General features: G+C 68.0%; 15 protein-coding genes. 13 read left to right on the top strand and 2 right to left on the bottom strand.

What is annotated here, in order from left to right:
- The first annotated feature begins 22 nt into the window (after positions 1-22).
- The 12 genes from AB0K15_RS27785 (at position 23) to AB0K15_RS27730 (ending at position 9297) form a co-directional block, all read left to right on the top strand.
- Positions 23-394 carry a hypothetical protein gene (locus AB0K15_RS27785; RefSeq protein ID WP_364056462.1) on the top strand — a complete coding sequence of 124 codons (372 nt, stop codon included), beginning with the start codon at positions 23-25 and terminating at the stop codon, positions 392-394.
- A 214-nt stretch (positions 395-608) separates the two neighbouring features.
- Positions 609-1058 (top strand): hypothetical protein, encoded by a 450-nt coding sequence (locus AB0K15_RS27780; RefSeq protein WP_364056459.1) that lies wholly within the window; start codon positions 609-611, stop codon positions 1056-1058.
- A gap of 511 nt (positions 1059-1569) precedes the next feature.
- The gene (gene atpB, locus AB0K15_RS27775; protein WP_364056456.1) at positions 1570-2355 is read left to right on the top strand and encodes a F0F1 ATP synthase subunit A; all 786 of its coding nucleotides are present in this window, start codon (positions 1570-1572) and stop codon (positions 2353-2355) included.
- Positions 2356-2412: 57 nt separating this feature from the next.
- Complete coding sequence (locus AB0K15_RS27770) at positions 2413-2667, top strand: ATP F0F1 synthase subunit C (protein ID WP_364056453.1); 255 nt, start codon at positions 2413-2415, stop codon at positions 2665-2667.
- A gap of 32 nt (positions 2668-2699) precedes the next feature.
- The gene (locus AB0K15_RS27765; protein ID WP_364056450.1) at positions 2700-3254 is read left to right on the top strand and encodes a F0F1 ATP synthase subunit B; all 555 of its coding nucleotides are present in this window, start codon (positions 2700-2702) and stop codon (positions 3252-3254) included.
- Between the two features lie 7 nt (positions 3255-3261).
- Positions 3262-4086, top strand: coding sequence for a F0F1 ATP synthase subunit delta (locus AB0K15_RS27760; protein ID WP_364056447.1), 825 nt, complete (start codon positions 3262-3264; stop codon positions 4084-4086).
- A 63-nt stretch (positions 4087-4149) separates the two neighbouring features.
- A complete protein-coding gene (atpA, locus tag AB0K15_RS27755; protein WP_364056444.1) occupies positions 4150-5787 on the top strand; it encodes a F0F1 ATP synthase subunit alpha in 1638 nt (545 codons plus the stop codon).
- 11 nt (positions 5788-5798) lie between these two features.
- Positions 5799-6734 (top strand): F0F1 ATP synthase subunit gamma, encoded by a 936-nt coding sequence (locus AB0K15_RS27750; protein WP_364056441.1) that lies wholly within the window; start codon positions 5799-5801, stop codon positions 6732-6734.
- Positions 6734-8161, top strand: a complete 1428-nt coding sequence (gene atpD / locus AB0K15_RS27745; protein ID WP_364056438.1) for a F0F1 ATP synthase subunit beta — start codon at positions 6734-6736, stop codon at positions 8159-8161. Before AB0K15_RS27750 ends, atpD begins: the two co-directional genes overlap by 1 nt.
- A 128-nt stretch (positions 8162-8289) precedes the next feature.
- Entirely contained in the window at positions 8290-8655 is a 366-nt protein-coding gene (locus tag AB0K15_RS27740) for a F0F1 ATP synthase subunit epsilon (RefSeq protein ID WP_364056435.1), read from the top strand.
- A 25-nt stretch (positions 8656-8680) separates the two neighbouring features.
- Positions 8681-9115, top strand: a complete 435-nt coding sequence (locus AB0K15_RS27735; RefSeq protein WP_220243810.1) for a DUF2550 domain-containing protein — start codon at positions 8681-8683, stop codon at positions 9113-9115.
- 20 nt (positions 9116-9135) lie between these two features.
- Positions 9136-9297, top strand: a complete 162-nt coding sequence (locus AB0K15_RS27730; RefSeq protein WP_285972848.1) for a hypothetical protein — start codon at positions 9136-9138, stop codon at positions 9295-9297.
- Between the two features lie 6 nt (positions 9298-9303).
- Here AB0K15_RS27730 and AB0K15_RS27725 read toward each other — a convergent pair whose 3' ends face one another.
- A complete protein-coding gene (locus tag AB0K15_RS27725) occupies positions 9304-9870 on the bottom strand; it encodes a cob(I)yrinic acid a,c-diamide adenosyltransferase (protein WP_360594672.1) in 567 nt (188 codons plus the stop codon).
- Between the two features lie 61 nt (positions 9871-9931).
- Here AB0K15_RS27725 and murA point away from each other — a divergent pair, with 61 nt between their 5' ends.
- Complete coding sequence (gene murA / locus AB0K15_RS27720; protein WP_326565740.1) at positions 9932-11206, top strand: UDP-N-acetylglucosamine 1-carboxyvinyltransferase; 1275 nt, start codon at positions 9932-9934, stop codon at positions 11204-11206.
- On the opposite strand, the gene AB0K15_RS27715 is transcribed toward murA, so the two are convergent.
- Positions 11207-11809, bottom strand: a complete 603-nt coding sequence (locus tag AB0K15_RS27715) for a TetR/AcrR family transcriptional regulator (protein WP_364056429.1) — start codon at positions 11807-11809, stop codon at positions 11207-11209. It lies immediately after the preceding gene.
- Between the last annotated feature and the right edge of the window lie 16 nt (positions 11810-11825).

Below are 11825 nucleotides of genomic sequence, written 5' to 3'. Positions count from 1 at the left end.
TCGAATGGGGAGGGAAATCGAAGTGAAGAACGTGTCCAAGGCTGCGCTGGGTCTGCTCGCTGCCGGCGCGATGATGATGGCTGTTCCTGCTGTCGGATCGGCTGCCACGTCGGCGGAGGCCAACCCGGCGTCGAACCTGAGGAACGGGATCGTTTCCTACGTGTCCTCCGATGGTCGCGGCTGTGGGGCGACCGTGGCGGGCTGGGACCGCTACTACCACCACTGCACGAACGACGGACGGTCGATCCAAGTCCTGGCGCGTTTCGTGTTCGTCGGCAACACCATTGCGTGTGTCGGCCCGGGTCAGACGGTGACGGTCAAGGTCACCAGCACCTACAGCATGGACTGGACCGGTCAGACGTGCACCAACCCGGGTCAAACGTGGGCGGCTTGATTTAGGTTGCACGAATTTTCGTGAATCGGTGATCCAAGGAGACCTTCGAGGAAATATCTCGCCGGAAATCGGTCGAATTCGATGAGGCTGCCCCGGGTTCGTGTTTTCGCGAATCCGGGGCAAGCCCCGTCCGCCGGAAGCTGCAGGTTGGGGGCTTGGCTCGCCGCTCACCAGGGTCTCTACACTCGATGCCGAACCGAGTAGGGAGCCAGCTGTGAGCGAAACCGAAACCTCGACCGACGCGACGGAGAACCCGCACGCCAAGGTGGTGCTGCAGGCTGCTCGCGCGATGACGAAGGCTTCGCTGCTGGTCACGCCGCCGGCGGTGATCGTGTGCATCATCGTCTTCAGTATCGTTTTCGGGCTGCACGGCTTCCTCGGGTCGCTGGTCGGCGCGGTGCTCGCGATGCTGGCGGCCCTGTCGACGCTCGGGCTCATGCGCTTCAGTGCGGGTCAGGACCCGATGTTCGTCATGGTGATCGCGCTCGGTGGGTACGTGGTCAAGGTGGTGGTGCTGTTCGCCGCGCTCACGCTGCTCAAGGGTGTGACCGCGCTGCACCCGCTGTCGCTCGGCATCACCATGATCGTGGCGATCCTGGTGTCGGCCGCCGCCGAGTTCGCGGCCTTCCGCAAGACGAAGATCCCGACGATCATCCCGTCCTGAGCCCGTCGGCTACTGGCGGTGAAACCGCACTGCGGCATGTGGGTGTGACCTGAAACACGCGTGCGTGCTTTCGGGTAAGCGTCAACCGGTGCCGAAGCCCCGACCTGTGGTGTTGTGGAACCGGTCGCGCAGGTCCCGGACTTGGGTCCCGGACCGGCCCGGGACCTAAGTCCTGAGCTGATCGGCTGGTGTGGAGTACGCCTGTACGGCACCGAATAACCTGCTGGTATGGTCCGCCTCAAGGGTGGCGGCCTCGGCCGCGCGCTCCCTCAGACGAACCGCGATCAGCAGTGTGGCGACCGTTTGGTTCCGCCGCCGACTGCAGGTCCGAAGTAGACCGCAGGGCAGTGTTCACGCGAGAAAACTCCCGTGCGCAGAACGTGAAGTCGGGTTCAGCGCACGGTGGGTAAGCCGCCTCAGACGTCCCGGTACGTATCGGGTACGTTAAGTCCAGATCGTGACGATTCCCCCGGCGGAGTGAACGCCGGCCGGGAGAACCGGAAGGAGCGCAGTGAGCGCGCTGGTACTGGCTGACGGCGCGGTGTTCGCACCGCCCGGCGCCGAGAGTTTCGAACTGCCGCCGTTGTTCGGCTTCGTCACCAAGCCGATGCTGCTCGTCGTGCTGTCGGTGATCCTCATCGCCGGGTACTTCCTGCTGGCCACGCGCAAGCTCAAGGTCGTGCCGGGCAAGGGGCAGTTCGTCGCGGAGTCGATCTACGACTTCAGCCGCAACAACATCGCGCGCCAGCAGATCGGCTCGAAAGACTTCAAGCCGTTCATCCCGCTGGTTTTCGCGATGTTCACCTTTGTGTTGCTGAACAACCTTTACGGGATCATCCCGGTCCTCCAGTTCCCCACCATGGCGCGTTTCGGCTTTCCGCTCGCGCTGTCGGTCCTCGTCGTGTACCCGGTCTACCACTACGTCGGTTTCAAGCGGCACGGTTTCACGGGCTACTTCAAGAAGGAACTCGCACCGCCGTCGGTGCCGAAGGCGGTCCTGCCGCTGTTCGCGCTGATCGAGTTCGCGGAGAAGTTCGTCCTGAACCCGCTCACGCTCGCCATCCGTGTTTTCGCCGCCATGTTCGCGGGTCACTTGATCCTGGCGGTGTTCACTCTCGGTGGGACGTTCCTCCTGACCGAGACCTCGAGCTGGGCGCTGAAGCCGGTCTCCCTCGTGGCGTGGATCTTCGCCATCGGGCTGACCTTCCTCGAGGCCTTCATCCAGGTCCTGCAGGCCTACATCTTCGCCCTGCTGGCAGCTGGGTACATCGGCGCCGCGCTGGCGTCGGAGCACTGAGAAAACCACAAGCCCCGATCCGCGTGAGTGCGCGGACCGAAGTGAAGGGAAATGCACGTGAGCAGCATCGTTCTTGCCCAGGCCGCCGCGCCCGCCAACATCAACGCCGGCCTCGCCGCCATCGGCTACGGCCTGGGCGCGATCGGCCCCGGCATCGGTGTGGGTCTGATCTTCGCCGCCGTCATCAACGGCACCGCTCGTCAGCCGGAGGCCCAGGGCAAGCTCCAGGGCATCGGCTTCTCCACCTTCGTGCTCACCGAGGTTCTGGCGCTGATCGGCATCGTCATCTACTTCATCGCTTCTGCGGCCTGAGTCATCCCACTCTCGCCATCTAAGGAGACGTTGTGCTGAAGACAGCATTGGTGTTGGCGGCCGAAACGGAGCACGTCAACCCGATCATTCCGGATATTTCGGAACTGATCATCGGCATCATCGCCTTCCTGATCCTGCTGTTCATCCTCTGGAAGTACGTCGTCCCGCGTTTCGAGACTGCGTACGAGGAGCGGGCGCAGAAGATCGAAGGCGGCATCGAGAAGGCCGAGAAGGCCCAGGCCGAAGCCGAAGAAGCGCTGGCCGAGTACAAGGCGCAGCTGACCGAGGCCCGGTCCGAGGCCGCGAAGATCCGCGACGACGCCCGGCTCGAAGCCGAGCAGATCAAGGCGGAGCTGCGGGCCGAGGCCGAGTCCGAGTCCCAGCGGATCGTCGCGCAGGGGCAGGCCCAGCTGCAGGCCCAGAAGGCGCAGATCATCGCCGAGCTGCGGGCCGACATGGGCCGCAACGCGGTGGAGCTGGCGAGCCGCATCGTCGGCGAGTCGCTCGAGGACGAGGTGCGCCGCCGCGGCACCGTCGACCGGTTCCTCTCGGAGCTGGAGACCGCCACCAACGGAGCGGGGAAGTAGACCAGAGATGACGCTGCATGCTGCGAGCCGTGAAGCGCTCGACCTCGCCGAGACCCGTCTCGGCGAGGTTCTGGCCGACGCGGGTGCCGACCCCGCGACGGTCGGGGACGAGCTGCTCTCGGTCGTCGACCTCCTGGACCGCGAAATCGGCCTGCGCCGTGCGGTCAGCGACGCTTCGGCCAGCCCGGAGAGCCGCCAGGGCCTCGTCCGCCGCCTGTTCGACGGCAAGCTGAGCGAGCCGGCCCTGAAGGTTCTCGACACCGTGGCGGGCAGCCGCTGGTCAAGCCCTCGCGAGCTGGTGGACGGGATCGAGTCCCTCGGCCGCTCGGCGCTGCTCACCTCCGCCGAGAAGACCGGGAACGTCGAGACCGTCGAGTCACAGCTGTTCCAGGTCGCGCGGATCGTCTCGGGCTCCTCGGAGCTCGAGGCCGCGCTGTCCGACCTGGCCGCTCCCGCCGACGCCAAGCGGACCCTGGTCCGCGGGCTGTTCGCGGACAAGGTCGACGTGGTCACCGAGACCCTCGTCGAGCAGGTCGTGCGCCGCGCCAAGGGGCGCGGGGTCGGCAACGGGCTCGACAAGCTGGTTGCGCTGGCCGCGGAACGGCGTGAGCGTTCGGTCGCGTACGTGACCAGCGCCAACGCCCTCACCGACGAGCAGCAGGCCCAGCTCGGGTCGAAGCTCAACGGGATCTACGGGCGGACCCTCGCGCTGCACGTCGAGGTGGACCCCCGGCTGGGCGGCGGGCTCGTCGTCCGCGTCGGCGACGAGGTCATCGACGGCAGCACGGCCGGCCAGCTGGCGGCGGTGCGCCGCAGGCTGAGCCGCGCCTGACGGGTGCGCCCGGCACCACAGACTTTGCACACTGGACAGAACAGAAGCGAGAGCGGGAACGAAATGGCGGAGCTGACGATCTCCTCGGACGAGATCCGCAGTGCGATCGAGAACTACGTCTCGAGTTACGCCCCGGATGTGAACCGGGAAGAGGTCGGCGTGGTCGCCGACGCCGGTGACGGTATCGCCCACGTCGAGGGCCTCCCCTCGGCCATGGCCAACGAGCTGCTCGAGTTCCCGGGCGGCGTCCTCGGTGTGGCGCTGAACCTGGACGCCCGTTCGATCGGTGCGGCCATCCTCGGCGACTTCGAGACGATCGAAGAGGGCCAGCAGGTCAAGCGGACCGGCCAGGTCCTGTCCGTGCCGGTCGGCGACGGCTACCTCGGCCGGGTCGTCGACCCGCTGGGCGCGCCCATCGACGGCCTCGGCGAGATCGAGACCACGACCCGGCGTCCGCTGGAGCTCAAGGCCGCCTCGGTGGTCGAGCGCCAGCCGGTGTCCGAGCCGCTGCAGACCGGCATCACCGCCATCGACGCGATGACGCCGATCGGCCGTGGCCAGCGCCAGCTGATCATCGGTGACCGCAAGACGGGCAAGACCGCCGTCGCCGTGGACACGATCATCAACCAGAAGGCCAACTGGGAGACCGGCGACCCGAAGCAGCAGGTCCGCTGCATCTACGTCGCGATCGGCCAGAAGGGCTCCACGATCGCGTCGGTCAAGAAGTCGCTCGAGGACGCGGGCGCGATGGAGTACACGACCATCGTCGCCGCCCCGGCCTCCGACTCGGCCGGCTTCAAGTGGATCGCCCCCTACACCGGCTCGGCCATCGGCCAGCACTGGATGTACGAGGGCAAGCACGTCCTGATCGTGTTCGACGACCTGACCAAGCAGGCCGACGCCTACCGCGCGATCTCGCTGCTGCTGCGCCGCCCGCCGGGCCGCGAAGCGTTCCCCGGCGACGTCTTCTACTTGCACTCCCGTCTCCTCGAGCGGTGCGCCAAGCTGTCGGACGAGCTGGGTGCCGGCTCGCTGACCGGCCTGCCGATCATCGAGACGAAGGCCAACGACGTGTCGGCCTACATCCCGACGAACGTCATCTCGATCACCGACGGCCAGTGCTTCTTCCAGTCGGACCTGTTCAACGCCGGTCAGCGCCCGGCCATCGACGTGGGCATCTCGGTGTCCCGCGTGGGTGGTGCCGCGCAGGTCAAGGCGATGAAGTCGGTCTCCGGCTCGCTCCGCATCGACTTGTCGCAGTACCGCGAGCTGGAGGCGTTCGCCGCCTTCGCCTCGGACCTCGACGACGCGTCGAAGGCGCAGCTCGAGCGTGGTGCGCGCCTGTACGAGGTACTCAAGCAGCCGCAGTACTCGCCGATCCCGGTCGAGGAGCAGGTCTGCACGGTGTGGCTGGGCACCAACGGCCACTACGACTCGGTCCCGACCGAGGACGTGCGCCGCTTCAACCAGGAGTTCCTGGACTCGGCCCGGCGCAAGCACGCCGAGGTCCTCGGTGCGATCCGCGACAGCGGCAAGTTCGAGGACGACACCCGTGACGCGCTCGTGGCCGCGGTGAACGAGTTCAAGAAGGAGTTCACCACCTCCGAGGGCAAGCCCCTGGAGTCGAACGCCGACGCGATGGACGCCGACAAGGTCGGGCAGGAGACCGTCAAGGTCAACAAGCCCGCCCCGAAGAAGTGAGCTGATAGCTCATGGCCGCACAACTCCGGGAACTTCGGTCGCGCATCAAGGCGACCAAGTCGATCGGCAAGATCACGAAGGCGATGGAGCTCATCGCCACCGCGCGCATCACGAAGGCGCGCGCGAAGGTCGCCGCTTCCCGGCCGTACGCGGACGAGATCACCAAGGTGCTCTCGGCGCTGGCCGGTGCGGCGGCGAACCTCGACCACCCGCTCCTGGTCGAGCGCCCCAACCCGAAGCGAGCCGCGGTCCTCGTCGTCACCAGCGACAAGGGCCAGTGCGGTGGGTACAACACCAACGTGCTGAAGGCGACCGAGGAACTCCTCGCCCTGCTCCGTGAGGAGGGCAAGGAGCCCGAGGTCTACGTCACCGGCAACAAGGGCCTGAACTACTACCGGTTCCGGGGCCGCGAGGTCGTCGACAGCTGGACGGGCTTCTCCGACCAGCCGTCGTACACCGACGCGGTCGCGGCGGCGGAGACGCTGGTGGAGTCGTTCCTGTCCGGCACCGACGCGGGCGCGCCCGGCGCGCTCGCCGGGGTCGACGAGATCCACGTCGTCTACACCGAGTTCGTCTCGATGCTGACGCAGCGCCCGATCGCCAAGCGGGTCGCCCCGCTCGAGGTCGAGTACACCGAGGGTGAGGAGCAGAAGCCCGCGGGCGAGCTGCTCCCCAGCTACGAGTTCGAGCCGAGCGCCGAAAAGCTGCTGGGCGCGCTGCTGCCGAAGTACATCAACACGCGCCTGTACTCGGCGCTGCTGGAGTCGGCGGCGTCGGAACTGGCAGCCCGCCGCACGGCGATGAAGGCCGCGTCGGACAATGCGAACGACCTGGTGAACACGCTGACGCGGGAGGCGAACCAGGCCCGCCAGGCGCAGATCACCCAGGAGATCTCCGAAATCGTCGGTGGCGCGAACGCGCTCACCGCAGCAGGAAGTGATGACTGATGACCAGTACTGAAGCCCCGCGCGCCAAGGGGCGCATCGTCTCGGTGACCGGGCCGGTCGTCGACGTCGAGTTCCCGCGCGGTTCCGTTCCCGACCAGTACAACGCGCTCAAGGTCGACATCGAGTTCGAGCAGCTGCGCAAGACCGTGACCCTCGAGGTCGCCAGCCACCTCGGTGACAACCTCGTCCGCACGATTTCGCTGCAGCCGCAGGACGGCCTCGTCCGCGGTGCCGAGGTCACGAACACCGGCGGCCCCATCACGGTGCCGGTGGGCGACAAGGTCAAGGGCCACGTCTACAACGCCCTCGGCGAGTGCCTCGACGAGCCCGGCTACGGCGAGGACCTCGAGCGCTGGGGCATCCACCGCAACCCGCCGGCCTTCGACCAGCTCGAGGGCAAGACGGAGATGCTGGAGACCGGCCTCAAGGTCGTCGACCTGCTGACCCCGTACGTGCAGGGTGGCAAGATCGGCCTGTTCGGCGGTGCCGGTGTGGGTAAGACGGTGCTCATCAAGGAGATGATCACCCGCGTCGCCCGGAACTTCGGTGGTACCTCGGTGTTCGCCGGTGTCGGCGAGCGCACCCGTGAGGGCAACGACCTCTTCCTGGAGATGTCCGAGGACGGCGTCATCAACGACACCGCCCTCGTGTTCGGTCAGATGGACGAGCCGCCGGGCACGCGTATGCGCGTCGCCCTGTCCGCGCTGACGATGGCGGAGTACTTCCGCGACGTGCAGAACCAGGACGTGCTGCTCTTCATCGACAACATCTTCCGGTTCACCCAGGCCGGTTCCGAGGTCTCGACCCTGCTGGGCCGCATGCCTTCGGCCGTGGGTTACCAGCCGACGCTGGCCGACGAGATGGGTCAGCTGCAGGAGCGGATCACCTCGACGCGTGGTCGTTCGATCACCTCGATGCAGGCGATCTACGTGCCGGCGGACGACTACACCGACCCGGCCCCGGCGACGACGTTCGCCCACCTGGACGCCACCACCGAGCTTTCGCGGTCGGTGTTCCAGAAGGGCATCTTCCCGGCGGTGGACCCGCTGGCGTCGACGTCGACGATCCTCGACCCGGCCATCGTCGGTGAGGACCACTACCGCGTGGCCTCCGAGGTCATCCGGATCCTGCAGAAGTACAAGGAACTGCAGGACATCATCGCGATCCTCGGGATGGACGAGCTCTCGGAAGAGGACAAGCTCACCGTTCAGCGCGCGCGCCGCATCGAGCGGTTCCTGTCGCAGAACATGCTGGTCGCCGAGGCGTTCACGCAGATCCCGGGCTCGACCGTGCCGCTGGCGGAGACGATTGAGTCGTTCGACCGCATCTCGAAGGGCGACTTCGACCACTACCCGGAGCAGGCGTTCCTGGGTATCGGTGGCCTCGAGGACCTCGAGAAGAAGTACAAGGAAATCACCAAGAAGTGATTCGTTAGAAGACGCAGTCCGAGCGCGGCGGGGGCAGTGTCCATTATGGACACCCGCCCCCGCCGTTCTCGTAACCGAAGCCGGACCTATTACACTCGGTGGTGACACCCCGAGCGAAGGAGTGCTACGTGGCTGAGATGTCCGTGGAGCTGGTGGCCGTTGAGCGCCGGCTCTGGTCGGGTACCGCCACCTTCGTGGTGGCGCAGACCACCGAGGGCGAGATCGGCATCATGCCCGGCCACGAGCCGGTGCTGGGCCAGCTCGTCGAGGGTGGCGTGGTGAAGGTGACCACGGTCGACGGCGAGATCCTCACGGCCGCCGTGCACGGTGGTTTCCTGTCGGTGACCGCCACCGGGGTGAGCGTGCTCGCCGAGAGCGCCGAGCTTTCCGACGAGATCGACATCGACGCGGCCAAGGCGGCCCTGACCGCGGACGACGAGGCGGAGCGCACCAGGGCAACGGCTCAGCTCCGCGCGGCCGGTCAGTCAGTCTGATCGAGCGACGAGCAGGAGCCGGGCCGTGAAGATCGCCATCGTGGTGCTGGGGCTCCTGATCGTGCTCGCCGTGCTGGCGGCCTGGTACGGCCAGCGGTGGATCCGGATGCGCCGCGGCGGTGGCGTGAGCGTCGCGCTGCGGTGGCGTCCGGACAACCCGCGCGCCAGCTGGCACCTCGGGCTCGGGCGCTACGAAGGCGACGAGTTCGTCTGGTACCGCGTCTGGAGCCTCCGCAGCGGCCCGGACCGCGTGTTCCAGCGCGAGAGCATGCAGATCGCCGACCGGCGGGACCCGTCCGGCACGGAGGCGTACGCGGTGCCGGAAGGATCCACTGTCCTGCGGTGTGAGTCGCCCACGCAGGAAGCGATCGAGATCGCGATGGGGCCCGGTGCGCTCACCGGGTTCCTGTCCTGGCTGGAGTCGGCTCCGCCGGGACGAATGCTGCCGCACGCGTCCTGAGCAGCGGTTATTCTGGGCCGATGGAGCCCGAGGAACAGGCCGACCGCAAGCGTCGCTGGGCGAAGCTGCCCGAGCACGTGCGGCTCGAGGACATGACCACGGCCCAGGACGTCGAGCCCGGGGCCGATTCGACGTGGGACGTCGACTACGAGCGGTACTGGACCGCCCGGGAGATGCGCTGACGCAGCTCAGCCGCCCGGCTTCCACAGCACGTCGCCGTCCGGGTTGGCCAGCCGGCCGAGGATGAACAGCAGGTCGGACAGCCGGTTGAGGTACTTCACGGCGATCGGGTTGGTCGTGTCCGGCTCCGCCTCCACGAGCGCCCACGCCGACCGCTCCGCGCGCCGCGTGACGGTGCGCGCCTGGTGCAGGTAGGCCGCGCCAGGCGTGCCGCCCGGCAGGATGAACGACGTGAGCTTCGGCAGCCGCTCGTTGAACTCGTCGCACCAGCCCTCCACGCGCTCGAGGTAGGCCTCGGTGATGCGCAGTGGCTCGTACGGGGGGTTTTCCTGGATCGGCAGGCACAGGTCAGCGCCGACGTCGAACAGGTCGTTCTGCACGCGCCTCAGCACGGTGGCGATCTCGTCGCTCAGGGAACCCATCGCAATGGCCAGCCCGATGACGGAGTTGGCCTCGTCGGTGTCGGCGTAAGCGCCCAGGCGGGGTGAGGTTTTGGGGATCCGCGAGCCGTCGCCGAGCGCCGTGGTGCCGCTGTCGCCGACCTTCGTGTAGACGCGGTTGATGCGAACGACCATGCGCCCGACTCTACCGGCCCCGCGTGTGCCGAAACTGGGCGAGAGGGCATGATTGGCGGCCATGAGCGAGCACTTCGACGTGCACGGCGGGGCACGGCTGGTCGGCGAGGTCGACGTGGTCGGAGCCAAGAACAGCGTGCTGAAGCTGATGGCCGCGGCCCTGCTGGCCGAGGGCACCACCACCATCACGAACTGCCCGCAGATCCTCGACGTGCCCCTGATGGGCGACGTCCTGCGCAGCGTCGGCTGCGAGGTCGAGATCGACGGCGACACGGCGCGCATCACGACGCCCGCCGAGCTGTCGCACCGCGCGGACTCGGCGGCGATGGGCAAGCTGCGCGCGTCCGTCTGCGTGCTCGGGCCGCTGGTCGGGCGGCTCAAGAAGGCCGTGGTCGCGCTGCCCGGCGGTGACGCGATCGGCTCGCGGCCGCTGGACATGCACCAGAACGGCCTGCGCAAGCTCGGCGCCACGAGCACGATCGAACACGGCTGCGTGGTGGCCAACGCCGAATCCCTCGTCGGCGCCCAGATCTGGCTCGACTTCCCGAGCGTCGGTGCCACCGAGAACATCCTGATGGCCGCGGTGCTGGCCGAGGGCACGACCGTGATCGACAACGCGGCGCGCGAGCCCGAGATCGCCGACATCTGCACGATGCTCGTCGAGATGGGCGCGAAGATCGAGGGGGCCGGCACGTCGACGCTGACCGTGCACGGCGTCGAGCAGCTGCGCCCGACCGAGCACCGCGTGATCGGCGACCGGATCGTCGGTGCCACCTGGGCCTTCGCCGCGGCGATGACGCGGGGCGACCTGACCGTGCGCGGTGTCAACCCGCACCACCTCGACCTGGTGCTGGACAAGCTGCGGCTCGCAGGCGCGGACGTGACCACGTTCGACGAGAAGGGCTTCCGCGTCGTGCAGCCGGAGCGGCCGAAGGCGGTCGACTGGGTGACGCTGCCCTACCCCGGCTTCGCCACGGACCTGCAGCCGTTCGCCGTCGCGCTTTCGGCCGTGTCCGAGGGCACGTCGATGATCACGGAGAACGTCTACGAGGCGCGGTTCCGCTTCATCGAAGAGATGATCCGGCTTTCCGGAGACGCCCGCACCGACGGCCACCACGCCGTGGTCCGCGGGGTCGAGCAGCTCTCCAGCGCGCCGGTCTGGGCCTCCGACATCCGCGCCGGCGCGGGCCTCGTGCTCGCCGGCCTGTGCGCGGAGGGCGTCACCGAGGTCTGGGACGTGTTCCACATCGATCGCGGTTACCCGCATTTCGTCGAGAACCTCAACCGCCTCGGCGCGCGCATCGAGCGCGTGGCAGGCGAGCCCGAGCGCGCATAGTCAGTCCACGGGGCGGGCGTCGAGCGCGCGGAGCACGTGCTCGACGACCCGGTCCAGAAAATCAGGGCCCGGGGGCTCCCGGCGCACCACCAGGCGCCAGTAGATCGGCGCCGCCAGCAGGTCGAGCCCCAGCTCCACGTCCGTGTCGGCCGGTAGCTCGCCGCGCTCGACGGCGCGCTCGAACAGCGGGCGGGCGAGGTCGCGGCGGGGGCCGCCGATGCTGCTGCGCAGGTCCTCAGCCGGCTCCGGGTCGCGGGCGCCCTGCGCGATGAGGTCCGGCAGGATCCGGGCGAACCGCTGGTGCGTGAGCCAGTCGTACACCGCCTGCACCGATTCGCGCAGGTCACCGCGCAGCGTGCCCGTGTCGGGTTCCGGCGCGCGGCTCACGCTGAACTCCGAAACCACCGCCGAGATCATCTCGTGCTTCGAGCGCCAGCGGCGGTACAGCGCGCTCTTGCCGACGCCCGCGCGCTTGGCCACGGCCTCCATCGACAGCCGGCCGTAACCGACTTCGGCGAGCTCGTCGAGCACCGCTTCGGTGATGGCCTGCGTGACGTCGGGCTGCAGCACAGCCGCCCCGGTGGGCGTGCGGCGAGGTGTCATGATCGCATCCTAGCGG

Source organism: Amycolatopsis sp. NPDC049253, from assembly GCF_040678995.1.
Classification (GTDB): domain Bacteria; phylum Actinomycetota; class Actinomycetes; order Mycobacteriales; family Pseudonocardiaceae; genus Amycolatopsis.
The sequence above is the reverse complement of the archived record's forward strand: the minus strand, read 5'-3'. Positions and strand labels throughout refer to the sequence as shown.